This window comes from Nocardia nepalensis, assembly GCF_048910785.1.
Classification (GTDB): Bacteria; Actinomycetota; Actinomycetes; order Mycobacteriales; family Mycobacteriaceae; genus Nocardia; species Nocardia nepalensis.
In genome coordinates this window covers 48980-66036 of the sequence record NZ_JBKBET010000020.1, presented here as the reverse complement: position 1 = coordinate 66036, position 17057 = coordinate 48980, and the positions used below count along the sequence as shown (strand labels likewise).

Below are 17057 nucleotides of genomic sequence, written 5' to 3'. Positions count from 1 at the left end.
CCGCTATCGGCCGCCGAGCGCCGCAGGCCCGGTCGGTGCGGGAATCGTGCTCGATAGCGTCGGTGTCAGGGTTGTGGCATGCGGGTCGGCGCGGTTCAGTCCGAACTTTCTGATCTCGGTTCCGTTCCCGGCCTGCCCACTGATGAGCAGATCCGCGCCCGAGGTCGTGCTGGTGGTCCCCACCCGCACCCCGACGCCCGCGGGTCCGCCAGGGAACGGGACGAACGACGCGATCTCTCTGAACGCGACCGTGCTCGCATGATGGTTCGGGCTCTCGGTGTACACCGCTGGCTGCCCGTCGAGCCGCGACCCGCTCGACCACACGCGCACCGTGCCGTCGCCGCCGAGCATGCCGGTGACAATGCTCTTCGCCCCACCCTCGGCGCCTGCCACCCATCCCGTCGAGAGTGCGACACCGTCACGGTAGCTCTCGTCGAAGGCCAGGAACTCCGAGGTCAGCACGGGCTCGCCGGGACCTGCGTTGTCCGCGGTGCCTTTCGCTGCGGCGGCGGTCGGCGTGTACAGGTCGTAGCGGAAGGTCTTGACCCGCGGAGCGTCGCCGGGCCCAGGGGCGGTCACAATGCTGGCCCGGCCCGAGGCGGCGTCGACCATCCCGGTGGCCACAGTGACCCCGGTCGTCGATCCGGGATACGGCGTGAAGCTCGAATACTGCTCGGGCGCTTTGCCTTGCGCACCGGGCGAGGTCGAAGAGAAGATCCTGACCTGCGATTCGATGCCCGGGCCGGAGCCGACGATGATGTTGTCGGCCGCCGCGTTGCCATCGATATCGGCGCCCGCGACGGTGACGCCGCCACGGAAGTCGGGGCCGAACGGCGCGAACCGAGTCAGTTCGGCGCTGAAGGGCGCGTCGCCCGCGCCGTTGTAGGCCACGACCTGCGCGGCCACTCCCGCACCGGTACCGGCCACCAGGTCGAGCACGCCGTCGCCGTTGACATCGGCCATCGCAACCGTCGGGGTGCCCTCGAACGAAGTGAACGGCGTGACGGTCGCGACCGGCCTGTCGCCATTGCCGTCGTATAGCTGCACGGTCGCGGGCTTGCCCGGCGAACCCGGTATCGCCACCGCATAGGTCGACACCGCGGGGATTACGTTGACCAGCGCCATCAGGCCGTTGTCTTCGTGATTGAGGCGATGGCAATGGATCACGAAGGTGCCGGTGTACCCGGTGAACCTCATGCGCAACGTCACCGATGCGGGCACGAGCGGGTTCTCGTTCTCGTCGGTGACCGGGGCGGGCACGTTGAGGTTGTCCTCGCCCCACATCTGCACGCCGGTCCTGGAATTCGCCACCGGATCCACGATCTCCATCACCTGCAAATCGTTGACGTGGATGTGCATCGGGTGCTCGTCGTTGTTCAGGTTGGTGATCAGCCACTCCTCGACCGACTCGAGTCGCGGCTGGAGCAGCGGGATATTCGGGAAGGTGTTGTCGTCGAACTCGTAGGTGAACGCCTTGGGGTCGCTGCTGCTTGCCTTGTCATTGCCGAAACCACCCGAGACGGTGAGCGTGCGCCGCACATCGGGCGGCACGACCGAGGTGTCCACGAAGGAGGTGTACGCGTCCAGCTTCTGGCCGGGCACGAACGGCGTGGTCTGCCCGGTGCCGTTGTCGGGCCGGACTTCGATGAGCTTCTGTGTGGGGAAGATGAAGAAGCCGTCGTCGTAGCTGATGAACGCGGGGTCGACGGTGGCCGTGCCCAGTACGGCGGGTGGGTTGTCGGTGCCGTTATTCGTATAGAGCACACCGGGATTCGTGACCGGGCGGGCCCCCTGCACGGGTGGCATCTCGAGTACGAGATCACCGGTTTTCGGCATTGTCACCGCGATCGCGTATCGCGACGCCGGCGGAATGATCAGACGGGTGCCGTCGCCGTCGACCGGCGGGTGGACCTCGGAGAAGGGGACGCCGTCCTGGCCGAGGATCGCGAACTTCGGATGGTTGCCGGTCGCCGTCTCGGTCAACGTGAGCGGCATGTAGGCGAAGTCGCTGATGTTCGCCAACACCCAGATCTCGGTTTGGCCCGGCTTCAGTTTCAGCGCGGGCTGGAACTGTCCGTTGATCGTGAACTGCACGTCGCGCTGGTTGTCGGGCAGCGTCGGGTCGGCCGGGACCGCGATGGGCGGCTGGGTCGCCGGATCGCTGGTGAAGCTCTGCAGGTTGCTGGGCACGAATTGGGTCTGCCCCCGATGGTTGGCGGGCGACAGCGGCCCGCTGTACCAGTTGGTGACGTACCGGGAGCCCTCCGTCGTCGCCGCGAAGTTCACCGGGGCCAGGCTCGGCCGGTAAGTGCCGTCGGCGAGTTGCGATCCCTCCGGCGGCCGCAGTGTGCTCACCCACTGCGGCCAGTTCGGGTCGTTCAACTGGTGGCCGCGGCCCTTGCGGTCGAAGACGTAGTTGTACTGCAGTGCCATATCGCGGATCGGGATGTGGTGCTGCGTCACCAGCGGCAGGTTGCCGTCGGGCCGCCCGATCTCCAGCAGACCCGCCAGCCCCTTATAGGTCTGCTGCGCCGTGACCGTGTGGCGATGGCTGTGGTACCAGTACATGCCGTTCGGCATGCTCTTCGGCACCGCATAGTCGTAGACGTTGCCCTTGCCCGCGGGGATGTCGAGCAGGACGTTGTCGGCGTTGCCGTCGGGGCTCACGTGCAGTCCGTGGGTATGCAGGTTGACCGGTGACGAGGTGAGGGCCGGTGGGTAGATCGGCACATCCCCGCCTGCGGGGGTGAAGGCCGGGTTGTAATAGTCCTTGATCGTCAGACCCTGTAGGTCGTTGTCGTAGTGCACGATCAGGTGCTCGCCCGGATCGACACGCAGCGTCGGCGCCGGATATCCGTTGTCCCCCTTGGTCGAGCCGTCCGAGGCGGTTCCTCTGATGAGCTCGTAACCGAAGACCAGGAAGTTCGAGACCGGTTGCGCGACCGTGTCGAGGGCAACAGTGCCCTGATGCGCCGACAGCCGCACTTCGAGAACGCCGTCCTTGCTCGTCAGCTTGACCGGCTCTTTGTACGCGACCGGTGCGGCGTGCGTACCGGCGTTGCCACCGCCCGAGGTCGTGGACCGATCGGACGTGCACGCGGCGATCACCAGTGCGATCGACGCGGCAGCGGCCACGACCGCGACAATCGGCTTCCTGCGATGGGTGAGCATAGGTTCGGCGTTTCCACGACAGCGGCTGGGCTTGCAGAGCAACGATCGGTGATCCAAAGACTACTGCTGGGATTTGCCATGTGATAGCCGAATGCTGTCCTGGGCTGGCTATCCGGCAGGTATCGTCCGCTTCAGCGTGTTGCCCGGACCGCAGCCGCTCGATGCCACCTCGGGAAGGATCGTCGATGCCAAGCGCCGAACGCACCATCACGATCAATCGTCCGATCGCGGACGTGTTCGCCTTCTTCGCCGATGCCGAGAACGATCCGCAGTGGCGCGGCGCGGTCAAAGAGATAAAACGTGACGGGCCGCTGCAGGTCGGGGCCCGCTATCACCAGGTTGTCGTGGGACCGGGTGGTCGGGGTATCCCGGCCGATATCAAGGTCACCAAATATCTGCCGACTTCTCTGGTGTCGTTCCAGGTGATTGCCGGGCCGGTGCGTCCCGAGGGGGTGTACCGGTTCCGCGAGGCGGGCTCCGCCACCGAGGTCACCTTCTCGCTGCACGTCGAGTTGTCGTGGCTGAAGAAGGTGATGAGCAAGGCGGTTCAGCAGTCGATGGACTCGGAGATGGCCGATCTCGATACCGCGAAGAGGATCCTCGAAACCCCGGCTTGACGCCCGTCGCGCCCGGTTGCGGCGCTGGCTCCGGGAATACCGAACGGTGGTCGGCGGGTTGCGCATCGTGGGTGAATCGTAGATAAATCGTAGAAGCGGCGAGATACCCCGAAGATGTGCAGGTCAACGGTGGGATAGGCTTTGTCGGTCATGAAGTCGGCTTTTTCGGGTCCGGTCCAGGGGGCGCCCCAGACGGTCTACCTCGATCATGCGGCCACCACACCGATGGTGCCTGCTGCGATCGAGGCGATGACGGCTGCCCTGGGGATGGCGGGCAACGCCTCCTCGCTGCACGGTTCCGGGCGGGCGGCGCGGCGAATGCTGGAGGAGGCGCGCGAATCGATCGCCGCCGATCTGGGCGCCCGGCCCTCGGAGGTGATCTTCACCTCGGGTGGGACCGAGAGCGACAATCTGGCGATCAAGGGCATCTTCTGGGCCCGCCGCGACGCCGAGCCGCGGCGCACCAGGATCATCGCGGGTTCGACCGAACATCACGCGGTCATCGACGCGGTCGAATGGCTCGAGCAGCATGAGGGCGCCCAGGTGACCTGGCTGCCGGTGGATGCCGACGGTGTGGTGTCGCCGCGGGTGCTGCGGGCGGCGCTGGCCGACCATGTCGACGAGGTCGCGCTGGTGACCATCATGTGGGCCAATAACGAGGTCGGCACGATCGCGCCGATCGTCGAATTGGCCGCGGTGGCACAGGAATTCGGCGTGCCGATGCACAGTGACGCGATCCAGGCCGCCGCGCAGCTGCCGATCGACTTCGCGGCGAGCGGACTTTCGGCGGCGAGTTTCGCCGGGCACAAGGTCGGCGGGCCGCACGGTGTCGGTGTGCTGCTGCTCGGCAGGCAGGTGCCGTGTGTGCCGCTGCTGCACGGCGGCGGGCACGAGCGCGATCTGCGTTCGGGGACCTCCGATACCGCGGCGGCCGTCGGACTGGCCACCGCACTGCACTACACGGTGACCGAGTTGCCCACGCGCACATCTGAGTTGACCGCACTGCGGGACTACTTGATCGAGGGCATTCGCGCGGCCGTTCCGGATGCGGTGCTCAGCGGTCCGGCCGGGGAGCGACGGCTGCCGGGCAATGTGCACTTCACTTTTCCTGGCTGCGAAGGTGATTCGCTGCTGATGCTGCTGGACGCGGCCGGGATCGAATGTTCGACCGGGTCGGCCTGCAACGCGGGGGTGGCCGCCCCCAGCCATGTGCTGATCGCCATGGGCGTCGAGCCGTGGCAGGCACGCGGTTCGCTGCGGTTTTCGCTGGGGCACACCTCGACCCGCGCCGATGTGGACGCGGTGCTGAATGCGTTGCCCCAGATTGTGGAAAGGGCCAGGGCCGCGGGTCTGGCCGGTGCGAAGGGAGGTGTCTGATGCGGGTACTCGCCGCGATGAGTGGTGGTGTGGATTCGGCGGTGGCGGCGGCACGCGCCGTCGACGCGGGTCACGAGGTGGTCGGCGTGCATCTGGCGCTGTCCGCGACACCGGGGACATTGCGCACCGGTTCGCGCGGTTGCTGCTCGAAGGAGGACGCCGGTGATGCCCGGCGGGCCGCCGATGTGCTCGGAATCCCGTTCTATGTCTGGGATTTCGCCGACCGCTTCAAGGAAGACGTGATCGACGATTTCGTCGCCGCGTACGCCGCCGGTGAGACGCCGAATCCGTGTCTGCGCTGCAACGAGAAGATCAAGTTCTCCGCACTGGCCGACCGCGCGGTGGCGCTCGGCTTCGACGCCGTGGTCACCGGACATTACGCGCGACTCGAGGACGGCGTGCTGCGCCGGGCCGTCGACGCCGATAAGGACCAGTCCTACGTGCTCGCGGTGCTGACCGCGGAACAGCTGACCCGGGCCATGTTCCCGGTGGGTGATACGCCGAAGCCGCAGATCCGCGCCGAGGCCGCCGAGCGCGGGCTCGCGGTGGCGAATAAGCCCGACAGCCACGACATCTGCTTCATCCCCTCCGGTGACACCCGCGCCTTCCTCGGCGCGAAGATCGGCATTCGGCCGGGTGCGGTGGTCGACGCCGACGGCCAGGTGCTCGCGAACCACGAAGGCGTGCACGGGTTCACGATCGGCCAGCGCAAGGGACTCGGGCTGCCCGGACCGGCCGCCGACGGTAAGCCGCGCTATGTCACCGAGATCGATCCCGATTCCGGCACCGTCCGCGTCGGCTCGGCCGAGGATCTGCAGGTTTGGACGGTGCGTGCGGACCGCGCGATCTGGACCTCGGGCTCCGCGCCCGAGGGGCCGCTCGAATGCGTTGCGCAGGTGCGCGCGCACGGCGGCACCGCACCGGCCGTCGCCGAGGCGGACGGTGACGGACTGATCGTGCGGCTGCGCGAGCCGCTGACCGGTGTGGCCCGCGGCCAAGCCGTGGTGCTGTATCGCCCGGATGCCCTGGGGGACCAGGTGATCGGCAGCGGGACGATCAACGGCACGTCGCGCGCGGCAGCCGACACTGTGAGCACGGCGAGCGACGCCCAGTGAGTGATGCCGACATCGCGCGGCTTGGCATGCGGATTTCCGGTGGGATCGCGACCGCGGTCGGATCCTGGCCCGGCGCCGATCCGCGCGAGGCCGCGGCCACCATTATCGGTGAGCTACCCGATCTGGCGCATCTGGTCGAATTGCCCGGGCGCGGTGTGGGTTCGGACCTGATCGGCCGTGTCTCGGCGCTGCTGGTGGACATGCGATTCGATACCACGACGCGCGGCTATCGGCTCGCGCCCCGACCGGGCGCGGTCTCGCGGCGGGCTCGCGATCTGCTCAGGTCGGATCTGGACGCGCTCGAAGAGGCGTGGGAGACAGCGGGTTTCGCCGGTTCCGACCGCCAGGTCAAACTGCAGGCCACCGGCCCGCTGACCCTCGCGGCCCAGCTCGAACTCCCCGGCGGACACCGCGTACTCACCGATTCCGGTGCGGTGCGCGACATTTCGGAATCCCTTTCCGAAGGCCTCGACCGGCACGTGAACGAGGTGCGCAAACGTCTGGGCGCGCAAGTCGTTCTGCAACTGGATGAACCGTCGCTGACCGATGTGCTGAACGGTTCGCTGCGCGGCGTCAGCGTCCTCGACACCGTGCGCGCCGTACCCGAACCGGAAGCCCTCGCGATCCTGGACGCGGTCATCACCGCCCAATCCGCACCGGTCCTGGTCCACAGCTGCGCCGATTCGCCCGCTTTGTCCTTCCTGCGCGGCAGCGCCGTGGCCGCCATCGGATTCGACATGGCCACCATCGCCACCCGCGATCTCGACCACATCGGTGAAATCCTCGACACGGGAAAACAAGTGGCCCTCGGCCTCATCCCCACCACCCCGCCCACCAAGCCCCCGACGTGGCGCGATATCGCCGAGCCCGGCGTGCGCCTCATCGACCGACTCGGCCTGCGCCGCTCGACCCTCGCCACCCAGATCCTCGTCGCTCCCGCCTGCGGACTGGCCGGCGCCCCGCTCGAATGGGCCCGCCGAGCCCTCCGCCTCTCGACCGAGGTGGCCCGCGCCTACGCCGAAGAACCCGAATCGCTGACTTTCGATTGACCCCACCCGTGGCGACGTGCGGGAATGTGGCGCTGACATGTCGGTGGGCTGGACTAATGTGCGTTGGGTGAGTGACAGCGACATTGCGGTGGAACCGGCTACGGCGGAGCAGCGGGTGGAATGGCAGCGGCTTGCGGACGAGGTTCGGGAGCATCAGTTCCGGTACTACGTACGGGACGCGCCGATCATCTCGGATGGTGAGTTCGACAAGCTGCTGCGGCAGCTGCAGGCGCTGGAGGACGCGCATCCGGATCTGCTGACGCCGGATTCGCCGACGCAGCTGGTCGGGGGCGGATTCGCGACGGATTTCACCGCCGTGGACCACCTGGAGCGGATGCTGTCGCTGGACAATGTCTTCGACTTCGACGAGCTGCGCGCCTGGGCCGGCCGGGTGGAGGCCGAGACCGGGTCGAATCTGCACTATCTGTGCGAGGTGAAGATCGACGGTGTCGCCCTGAATCTGGTCTATGAGAACGGGCGGCTGGTGCGCGGCGCGACCCGCGGCGACGGGAGCACCGGTGAGGACGTCACGCTCAACGCGCGCACCATCGAGGACATCCCCGGCGAGCTGACGCCGACCGACGAGTTCCCGGTCCCGGCGCTGCTCGAGGTGCGCGGCGAGGTCTACTTCCGGCTGGCGGACTTCGAGACGCTCAACGCCGCGATCGTCGCCGAGGGCAAGCCCCCGTACGCGAATCCGCGCAATACCGCGGCCGGCTCGCTGCGTCAGAAGGATCCGGCGGTCACCGCGCGGCGTCGGCTGCGGATGATCTGCCACGGCTTCGGGCGAATCGAGGGCTACACCCCGACCTCCCAGCACGACGCGTACCGCGCGCTCGCCGCATGGGGTCTGCCGGTCTCCGAGCACACCACGCTGGTGCAGGGCATCGACGCGGTGATCGAGCGGGTCGCCTACTGGGGCGAGCACCGCCACGATATCGAGCACGAAATCGACGGCCAGGTGATCAAGGTCGACGAGATGTCGCTGCAGCGCAGGCTCGGGTCGACCTCGCGTGCCCCGCGCTGGGCGATCGCCTACAAGTACCCGCCCGAGGAGGCCACGACCAAGCTGCTGAATATCGAGGTGAACGTCGGGCGCACCGGCCGCGTCACCCCGTTCGCGGTAATGGAGCCGGTCTCCATCGCGGGGTCCACGGTCGCGATGGCCACCCTGCACAATGCCTCCGAGGTCAAGCGCAAGGGCGTGTTGATCGGCGACACCGTCACCATCCGCAAGGCCGGTGATGTGATTCCCGAGGTGCTCGGCCCGGTGGTCGACGCGCGCACCGGCGCCGAACGCGAATTCGTAATGCCGACGCACTGTCCGGAATGCGGCACCGAGCTGGCGCCGCAGAAGGAGGGCGACGCCGATATCCGCTGTCCCAACCAGCAGTTCTGCCCGGCACAGCTGCGGGAGCGGGTATTCCATGTGGCCAGCCGTGGTGCCTTCGACATCGAATCGCTCGGCTACGAGGCCGCCAACGATCTGCTGAAGTCGAGCGCGATCACCGACGAAGGTGACCTGTTCGACCTAGACGAGGCACGGCTGCTCACCACCACACTGTTCGCCAATAAGGACGGCGGCCTGTCCGCCAACGGCAAGCGACTCCTGGACAACTTGCAGACCGCCAAGGATCGGCCGCTGTGGCGGGTGCTGGTCGGACTCTCCATCCGGCACGTCGGGCCCACCGCGGCCCGGGTGCTGGCCCGGGAATTCGGCAGCCTCGACCGGATCCAGGACGCCGCGGCCGAGGAATTGGCCGCCGCCGACGGTGTCGGCCCGACCATCGCCGCCGCGGTCGCCGAATGGTTCACCGTCGACTGGCATCGCGCGATCGTCGACAAGTGGCGCACGGCGGGCGTGCGGATGGCCGATGAGCGCGATGAGTCCATCGAGCGGACACTCGAGGGCCTATCGATCGTGGTAACCGGTTCACTGGAGGGGTTTTCGCGCGACGGCGCCAAGGAGGCGATTCTGGTGCGCGGCGGCAAGGCCGCGGGTTCGGTCTCCAAGAAGACCGCCTTCGTGGTGATCGGTGATTCGCCGGGGTCCAAGGCCGCGAAGGCGGAGGAGCTGGGCGTGCCGATCCTGGACGAGGACGGATTCCGCAAACTGCTCGAGCAGGGCCCGGCGGCGGTGACCCCGGAGACGGCCGCGGAGGACGCCGAGGCCGAGGAGTAGATATGCCGTCGGCGAACGCTCCTTGACCTGAACCTGACTTCAGGTATGACGATCGACTGGTAGGTAACTATCAGGAGATTCGATATGACTCACCGCTCTACCGCTCTGATCACCGGTGCTTCGGCGGGATTCGGTCTGGCTCTTGCGCGTTCGCTCATCGGGCGCGGCTGGCGGGTGATCGGCACCGCCCGCCGCGCCGAACGACTCGATCGGGCGGAGTCCGAACTCGGCGCGGCTTTTCTCGCGGTGCCGGGCGATATCACCGATCCGGCGCACCGCGCCGAACTGGCCGAGATCGCCGGTGGATTCGGACATCTCGACCTGCTCGTGAACAATGCGAGCAGGCTCGGGCCCAGTCCGCTGCCGCGGCTGGCGAACTATCCGCTCGACGAGCTCGAGCTCGTGTACCGCACCAATGTCATTGCCCCGCTCGCGGTTCTGCAGTTCGCGCTGCCGCTGCTCGGCACGGACGGCGTCGCGGTGAACATCAGCTCCGACGCGGGCGTCGAACCGTACCCGGACTGGGGCGGTTACGGCTCCTCGAAGGCCGCCCTCGACCAGCTCACCGCCATCCTGGCCGCCGAACATCCGGACCAGTCGATCTATGCCTTCGATCCCGGCGATATGCGCACCGAAATGCATCAGGCGGCATTTCCCGGCGACGATATCTCCGATCGCCCCGAGCCCGAGACCGTGGTGCCCGCGTTCCTGCGACTGATCGAGCAGCGACCGAAGAACGGCCGCTATACCGCCGCCGATTTCACCGCGGGGGTCGCCAGATGAAGGCAGCATCGCGAAGCGATTCGGTGAGGGGTGGCGGTCGGGTGACGGGTGGGCAGGCAGCATCGCGGGTCGACGTGCTGCCACCGGAGCGCAATGCCATCGCCCCGCCGGAGGCGCGCGGTCTGGCCCGCGACGAGGTTCGGATGCTGGTGGCGACGGATCGCCTCACCCACACCAGATTCCGCGAACTGCCACAGCAGTTGAACGCGGGTGACCTTGTGGTGGTGAACAATTCGGCGACCCTGGCCGCCGCGGTCGACGGCACCCTCGACGGCGCGCCGGTCACGCTGCATCTGTCCACCTGGCTCGATGCGCCCGTAGACGCGGAGTCCCCGGCCAGCGGTCCGCCGGACACCTTCGGCGGCTGCGACGGACTGTGGGTGGTAGAGGTACGCACCCGCGAACGCACGCCCTATCGGGGTGACCTGTACGCGGGCAACGAGATCCGGCTCCCGGACGGCGCATCGGCCACCCTGCGCGAACCCTGGCTGCCCGGCGCACGCCGACTGTGGATCGCCGAACTCACCGCCGATCCCACCTGGCTGCTGGCTACGCACGGCTATCCGATCACCTATGCGTATGTGCCACAACGCTGGTCGCCGTCGTATTACACGACCGTCTTCGGCCGGATTCCGGGCAGCGCCGAAATGCCGAGCGCCGCACGCCCGTTCACGCAACGCCTGGTGCTCGATCTGGTGACCTCCGGTGTGACGATCGCGCCGATCACCCTGCACACCGGGGTCTCCTCACCCGAGGCGGGCGAACCACCGAGCCCGGAGCGTTTCGCGGTGCCGGCGACGACCGCACGTCTGGTGAACGACACCAGGTCGGCGGGTGGTCGCGTCATCGCGGTCGGCACCACGGTGACCCGAGCATTGGAGACCACCGCGGATCACCTCGGAATCGTGCACCCGGCCCGAGGGTGGACCGAACTGGTCCTCGGTCCGCAACAGCCCGCCCGGGTGGTCGACGGCATCATTACCGGCTGGCACGCACCCGGCGCATCGCATCTGGATCTACTCGTCGCGGTCGCGGGCGAGGCCACCGTCCACGACGCGTATGCCACCGCCCTCGACACCGGATATCTCTGGCACGAGTTCGGCGACAGCGCGTTGCTGTTCGGGCCCGGTGTCAGGAGGGGCTGATGCTCACGGTGGAGTCGAGTTGGCCACCGACCTCGACCCGGCCGCACTGACCGTTGCTGAGATCGAGATGGGCGGTCCTGGTCTTGGTCCGGCTCTTCTGGATGGTGGTGTCGACAATGACCTGGACCTTGCCCACCGAGCACACCTTCACGAGCGCGGGGGAGCCGGTGAAGCTGTAGGTGCCGCCGCTCTGGCAGGTGTTGGTCTCGTCGTGGAAGAAGATCCGGGCGGTACCGTCCGGACAGGGCGCCTCGGCGGCGGCCTGCGGCGGGCCGAGCACGACCAGCGGGCCGAGTGCGAGCGCGGCCGCGACGGAGCTACGGGCCACGAGACGACTAATCGTCAGGTCCATCGTTTGAATCCCTCATCAGTACATAACATATCCGGCAGATGCCAGCGGGTAGCCGCGGCGCCTGCATGGTAACCCGTGACGTGCGCATTTGTCCGCCGGAAGCCCGGCGGGCGGAGCTGTCGCGGGTGGCGGTGTCGCGCACGGGCGGACGAACCGACAGGATGGCGTGATGCTGCGCAGTTTTCAGGTGACGAACCATAAATCGCTGGCCGAACGGCAGGACTTGCGATTGAGCCGGGGGAGCGGACCGGTGGCGGTGCCGGTGACGGCGGTGCACGGCGCGAGTGCCGCGGGCAAGACGAGCCTGATCGATGCGCTCGGACAGATGCGCGACGCGGTGCTCAATTCGGTGACCGGCTGGGACCCCTATGCCGGGCCGGTGCGCGCGCCGCATCGGGGATTCCCGGATCGCCCTTCGGAATTCGTGGCGAGCTTCGTCGCGGAGGGCGTGCCGTACACCTACGGGTTCCGGCTGGACAACGCCGATGTGACGGCCGAATGGCTCTACACGCATCCGCGCTCGCGCAAGCGAATCGTATTCGAGCGCAACGGCGAACAGATCAAGATCGGCCCGATGTTCGAGGCCGCGCGCTACGGTATCGCGGCATTGCTACCGCTGGTGCGCCCGAATGCGTTGCTGCTCAGTCTCGCCGGGCAGATGTATGCCGAGGCGCTGGTGCCCGCGTATCGGTGGTTCTCCGCGATGCTCGAGGTGCAGCATGGTGCCGTCGATGCCGCGACGGTCGCACACCGGCTCGGCGGTCATCTCTCGGCCGCCCCGGATCATGCGGTGCGGCTGCTCATGCTGCTGCGCACCGCCGAACTCGGCATCACCGATCTGCTGATCGCCGAACCCGATCCGATGTACGCCGACTATCTGCGCGAACTCGACGCCGATATCGCGGGGACGGCCAAACAGGTCGAGCTCTGTGCCACCTCACCGGATCATGCTGACCAGTTGCTGCGGGAGAACGGCATCACCGAGGTCATGCTCGAGCGCGAGCTCAGCAATCTGAAGGCCGCGCGTGACGCGCTCTACACCCGCATGGTCGAGCGTCGCGGCGTCGGTCTCGGCCTGGTGCACGCCGGGATCGAATCCGCCTTCGATATCACCGACGAATCCGCCGCCACGCTCTCGATGCTGCGGCTGCTGCCGACCATGCTCGACGCGCTCGACTCCGGTCGCGTGCTCGCGATCGACGATATCGGCGCGCACCTGCCGGTCGAGGAGACCGACCGGCTGATCCAGCTGTTCCAGAATCCGGAGACGAATTCCCGTGGCGCGCAACTGATCTTCACAACGAACAATCGCGCGCTGATCGATCGGGCGAACGGGCGCTCGCAGCGCACCCGCACGGCGGTCTGGCAGATTCGTCGCACCGAACACGGCACCAGCGAGCTCGCGGCGCTATAGCCGCGCCGACGCACCGCGAGCAGTCCCATCCGATCGGTCACCGCCGGTGCTGCCGGTGGCCGCCGGGCCGCGCATCGGTCACCTGCCGCATGTAGCAGCGCCGCCCGGACCAATAGCATGGTCGACATGGAGCAGTTCGCGATGCTGGTGGTCATGGTCGGCGTGCTGGTGGCGATCATCATGCTCTACCTGCGTGGACGCAACGGGGTCCGGTTGTCGAATCCGGAGTCCGGGACGCTGTATGTCACCGGGGTGAGCCCCCGGCCCGACGCGACCGGCGAGCAGTACGTGACCATAACCGGCAATCTGACCGGCCCGTCGGTGCCGGGCACCGTCGTGTACGGCCGCTTCGTGTGGGATGTGAACAACTGGCCTGCCATCGGGGATCTGATCCCGGTCGTCTACCCCTCCGGCAAACCCGAACGGTGGCAGATCTCGCACCCGGGTGCGCGCCCGGGTCTCTTCTGACCCGGCCGCGGGGTCCCGCCTGACCGAGCGTTCCTCGGCGTGAGACGGCGGCCGTGCGCGGCGAGGCCCGTCGATCCGGCCAACCGACCGACCAGGTTTTTGCGGATCGGCTGCTGTGGCGGTGGGAGGATGCCTATATGGATGTACCAGACTCCGAACTCGTCATTCGAACCGCTCGGCCGGAAGAGTACAACGTGGTCGGTGATCTGACGGTCGAGGTCTACGTCGGCGAGGGCTACGTGCGCGCCGGTAGTCCGTATGTCAACGATCTCGCCGACATCACCCATCGCGCGGGCGCGGCACAGGTGCTGGTCGCCGTGCACGGTGATCAGGTGGTCGGCTCATTGGCGGTGGCCCGGCACGGGACGCCATATGCCGAGATCGCCAGACCGGGTGAGCTCGAGTTCCGCATGCTGGCCGTTACGAAGTCGGCGCGCGGCCTGGGTGCGGGAACGGCGTTGATACGCAGCGTAATCGAGATGGCTCGCGCCGAATCCTGTGACGCCGTGGTGCTCACCACCATGCCGGCCATGGTCGACGCGCGGCGGATCTATGACCGCTTCGGTTTCGTCCCGGTGCCGCACCGGGATTGGACGACCGAGGCGGGCGAGTGGTTGAACGTGCTGCAATTGGAACTCACGGACTGACTTACCGCGCGCTCACCCCAATACGGTCGCGACGATCCCGGCGAGATAACCGAGCCGCGCGACCTCGGAGGGCCGGAAGTCGGGTCCACCAGGTCGCCCGAGCAACAGCACCTTGCCGGTATTGCCGAGCGGCGCGGCGGCCAGTTTGGTGTCCATATCGCGCCAGATCTGCGGGACCCAATCGCCTTCGGGGTCGAGGACGGCGGGCTTCTCCAGCGGCATCCACGGCGCCGAACCCGCCTGGGTCTGCGGCGCGGATTGGCTGCCGACGACGCGGTAGGCGCCCTGCGGGCCGATATCGATGATGGTGCTCCAGCCGACGCGCAGCACCCGCGGCACCCCGTCGACCAGCACCTGCAGCCGGTCGTCGCGGGCACTGGCGACCTGATCGATCAGCTCGAGTTCACGATGGGTGTCCAGCACACCGGAATACGGGCGGATGGAGTCAACGTGCACATCGCCGATCGATTCGGCGGCGGTGATCAAGGTGTCCGGCAGCGCACCCTGCGGCACCTCGACGACGAGATCGTCGACCGCGAATCCCGCGCCCCGCTCGACCACGTCGAGGGAGAGGATGTCGGCGCCGACGGAGCCCAGTGCGAGCGCGAGCGCACCGAGGCTTCCCGGTCGATCCGGAAGTTGCACGCGGAGCAGATATGACACGCGCGTTCCTTTCCTTGGCGGCCGAGGCTCTGAAACGAATACCCGGGTCACGCAATACTTACACCCCCGAGTGCCGGTTATCGACTCGGAGAACGACCAGTGACGAATGCCACTTCGCGAATTCGCGCGGACGCGGCGTGTCACGCTAGCTGTCGGGGTGTGTCGTCGCGTGCCCGGCTCCTGTGAAAATCGCGCGATAGTCGGTCGCTAGGCTATTCGGTGGCCGTTCACCAAGCTCAACCATGCCGAAAGGGGTCCGCGGTGCCCGCCATCTCCCGCGACGAGGTCGCACACCTCGCCCGGCTGTCCAGGCTCGCCCTGTCCGAAGCCGAACTCGATCAGTTCGCCGGTCAGTTGGACTCGATCCTGAGTCACGTGCGGACCGTCTCCGAGGTCGCCGCCGCCGATGTGCCCGCGACCGCGTCGCCGAATCCGGCGACGAATGTGACGCGTCCGGATCAGGTCATCCCGTGCCTCAGTCCGGGGGAGGCGTTGTCCGGTGCTCCCGCGGTCGAAGACCAGCGGTTCGTGGTTCCGCAGATCCTGGGAGAAGGCGAATGACCGACCTGACCGCGCTGTCTGCCGCCGAGCTGGCGGACAAGATCCACAGCCGTGAGGTGACCTCGGTGGAGGTCACCCAGGCGCATCTGGATCGGATCGCCGCCGTCGACGGCGAGTACCACGCATTCCTGCACGTGGCAGCGAACGAGGCGCTGAGCGCGGCCACCGCCGTCGACGCCGCGCTGGCCGCGGGCGAGGCGCCCGCCTCGCCGCTGGCCGGAGTTCCGTTGGCGCTCAAGGACGTTTTCACCACGACCGATATGCCGACCACGTGTGCCTCGAAGATTCTCGAGGGCTGGGTCGCGCCCTACGACGCGACGCTGACCGGCCGGTTGCGCGCCGCGGGCATCCCGATCCTCGGCAAGACCAATATGGACGAGTTCGCGATGGGCTCCTCCACCGAGAACTCGGCCTTCGGCCCGACCCGTAATCCGTGGGATACCACCAGGATTCCGGGCGGCTCGGGCGGTGGCTCGGCCGCCGCGCTGGCCTCGCACCAGGCGCCGCTGGCGATCGGCACCGATACCGGCGGGTCGATTCGGCAGCCGGCCGCGGTGACCGCGACCGTCGGCACCAAGCCGACCTACGGCACCGTTTCCCGATTCGGCCTGGTCGCCTGCGCGTCGTCGCTGGACCAGGGCGGTCCGTGCGGTCGCACCGTGCTCGACACGGCGCTGCTGCACGAGGTGATCGCGGGATACGACCCGCGCGACTCCACCTCCCGCAATGTGCCGGTGCCGCCGGTGGTCGCCGCGGCGCGTCAGGGCGCCAATGGCGATCTGCGCGGCGTGAAAGTCGGTGTGGTGAAGGAACTGCACTCCGACAGCTACCAGTCCGGCGTCATCGCATCCTTCGATGCGGCGGTCGGTGTGCTGAAGGAGTTGGGCGCCGAGGTGGTCGAAGTGTCTTGTCCGCACTTCGAATACGCGTTGGCCTCCTACTACCTCATCCTGCCGAGCGAGGTGTCCTCGAACTTGGCGCGCTTCGATGCCATGCGCTACGGACTGCGCGTCGACGACGACGGCAAGCACAGCGCCGAGCAGGTCATGGCCGCCACCCGCGCGGCCGGATTCGGCCCGGAAGTCAAGCGCCGCATCATGATCGGCACCTACGCGCTGTCGGCCGGCTACTACGACGCCTACTACGGTCAGGCGCTCAAGGTGCGCACGCTGATCGCCCGCGACTTCGACAAGGCCTACGAGCAGGTCGACGTCCTGATCTCCCCGACCAGCCCCTTCACCCCGTGGAAGCTGGGCGAGAAGGTCGACGATCCGCTGGCGATGTACCTCTCGGACCTGTGCACCCTGCCGACCAATCTGGCCGGGCATGCGGCGATGTCGGTGCCGTCGGGGTTGAGCAAGGACGACGGTATGCCGGTGGGCCTGCAGATCATGGCCCCCGCGCTCGCCGACGATCGGCTGTACCGCGTCGGTGCCGCATACGAGGCCGCGCGCGGGCCGATCGCCTGACCGCCCAGCCCTGAAGTCGCACCCTTTGCCGGGATCCGCACCCC

Annotated in this window: 15 protein-coding genes; 12 read left to right on the top strand and 3 right to left on the bottom strand. The window is 67.7% G+C overall.

Annotated elements, in window-relative coordinates; all coding sequences use genetic code 11:
• Positions 1–3: 3 nt before the first annotated feature.
• A complete protein-coding gene (locus ACHQ4I_RS11550) occupies positions 4–3171 on the bottom strand; it encodes a multicopper oxidase domain-containing protein (protein WP_420771697.1) in 3168 nt (1055 codons plus the stop codon).
• Positions 3172–3356: 185 nt separating this feature from the next.
• Here ACHQ4I_RS11550 and ACHQ4I_RS11545 point away from each other — a divergent pair, with 185 nt between their 5' ends.
• From ACHQ4I_RS11545 to ACHQ4I_RS11515, 7 genes are all read left to right on the top strand, one after another.
• On the top strand, positions 3357–3788 hold the full coding sequence (locus tag ACHQ4I_RS11545) for an SRPBCC family protein (RefSeq protein WP_420771696.1): 432 nt from the start codon (positions 3357–3359) through the stop codon (positions 3786–3788).
• A 150-nt stretch (positions 3789–3938) separates the two neighbouring features.
• The gene (locus ACHQ4I_RS11540) at positions 3939–5165 is read left to right on the top strand and encodes a cysteine desulfurase family protein (protein ID WP_420771695.1); all 1227 of its coding nucleotides are present in this window, start codon (positions 3939–3941) and stop codon (positions 5163–5165) included.
• Positions 5165–6280: a tRNA 2-thiouridine(34) synthase MnmA gene (mnmA, locus tag ACHQ4I_RS11535; RefSeq protein WP_420771694.1), complete on the top strand. Its 1116-nt coding sequence runs from the start codon at positions 5165–5167 to the stop codon at positions 6278–6280. Before ACHQ4I_RS11540 ends, mnmA begins: the two co-directional genes overlap by 1 nt.
• A gap of 26 nt (positions 6281–6306) precedes the next feature.
• Entirely contained in the window at positions 6307–7329 is a 1023-nt protein-coding gene (locus tag ACHQ4I_RS11530) for a methionine synthase (RefSeq protein WP_420772654.1), read from the top strand.
• Positions 7330–7396: 67 nt separating this feature from the next.
• Positions 7397–9511: an NAD-dependent DNA ligase LigA gene (gene ligA, locus ACHQ4I_RS11525; protein ID WP_420771693.1), complete on the top strand. Its 2115-nt coding sequence runs from the start codon at positions 7397–7399 to the stop codon at positions 9509–9511.
• 84 nt (positions 9512–9595) lie between these two features.
• Positions 9596–10294 (top strand): SDR family oxidoreductase, encoded by a 699-nt coding sequence (locus tag ACHQ4I_RS11520; protein ID WP_420771692.1) that lies wholly within the window; start codon positions 9596–9598, stop codon positions 10292–10294.
• Positions 10295–10335: 41 nt separating this feature from the next.
• The gene (locus ACHQ4I_RS11515; RefSeq protein ID WP_420771691.1) at positions 10336–11439 is read left to right on the top strand and encodes an S-adenosylmethionine:tRNA ribosyltransferase-isomerase; all 1104 of its coding nucleotides are present in this window, start codon (positions 10336–10338) and stop codon (positions 11437–11439) included.
• Here the strand turns inward: ACHQ4I_RS11515 and ACHQ4I_RS11510 are convergent.
• The gene (locus tag ACHQ4I_RS11510; protein WP_420771690.1) at positions 11426–11791 is read right to left on the bottom strand and encodes a hypothetical protein; all 366 of its coding nucleotides are present in this window, start codon (positions 11789–11791) and stop codon (positions 11426–11428) included. The two genes, ACHQ4I_RS11515 and ACHQ4I_RS11510, sit on opposite strands and share 14 nt — an antisense overlap.
• A gap of 169 nt (positions 11792–11960) precedes the next feature.
• Here ACHQ4I_RS11510 and ACHQ4I_RS11505 point away from each other — a divergent pair, with 169 nt between their 5' ends.
• The 3 genes from ACHQ4I_RS11505 (at position 11961) to ACHQ4I_RS11495 (ending at position 14320) form a co-directional block, all read left to right on the top strand.
• Entirely contained in the window at positions 11961–13205 is a 1245-nt protein-coding gene (locus ACHQ4I_RS11505; RefSeq protein WP_420771689.1) for an AAA family ATPase, read from the top strand.
• Between the two features lie 126 nt (positions 13206–13331).
• Positions 13332–13673 carry a hypothetical protein gene (locus tag ACHQ4I_RS11500; RefSeq protein WP_420771688.1) on the top strand — a complete coding sequence of 114 codons (342 nt, stop codon included), beginning with the start codon at positions 13332–13334 and terminating at the stop codon, positions 13671–13673.
• Between the two features lie 137 nt (positions 13674–13810).
• Positions 13811–14320 carry a GNAT family N-acetyltransferase gene (locus ACHQ4I_RS11495; RefSeq protein WP_420771687.1) on the top strand — a complete coding sequence of 170 codons (510 nt, stop codon included), beginning with the start codon at positions 13811–13813 and terminating at the stop codon, positions 14318–14320.
• A 12-nt stretch (positions 14321–14332) separates the two neighbouring features.
• Here the strand turns inward: ACHQ4I_RS11495 and ACHQ4I_RS11490 are convergent, their stop codons facing one another.
• Positions 14333–14983 (bottom strand): ACT domain-containing protein, encoded by a 651-nt coding sequence (locus tag ACHQ4I_RS11490; RefSeq protein ID WP_420771686.1) that lies wholly within the window; start codon positions 14981–14983, stop codon positions 14333–14335.
• 261 nt (positions 14984–15244) lie between these two features.
• On the opposite strand from ACHQ4I_RS11490, the gene gatC reads away from it, so the two are divergent.
• Both gatC and gatA read left to right on the top strand, forming a co-directional pair.
• Positions 15245–15544: an Asp-tRNA(Asn)/Glu-tRNA(Gln) amidotransferase subunit GatC gene (gene gatC, locus ACHQ4I_RS11485; protein WP_420771685.1), complete on the top strand. Its 300-nt coding sequence runs from the start codon at positions 15245–15247 to the stop codon at positions 15542–15544.
• Entirely contained in the window at positions 15541–17013 is a 1473-nt protein-coding gene (gene gatA, locus ACHQ4I_RS11480; RefSeq protein WP_420771684.1) for an Asp-tRNA(Asn)/Glu-tRNA(Gln) amidotransferase subunit GatA, read from the top strand. The genes gatC and gatA overlap by 4 nt, the downstream gene beginning before the upstream one ends.
• Positions 17014–17057 lie beyond the last annotated feature (44 nt).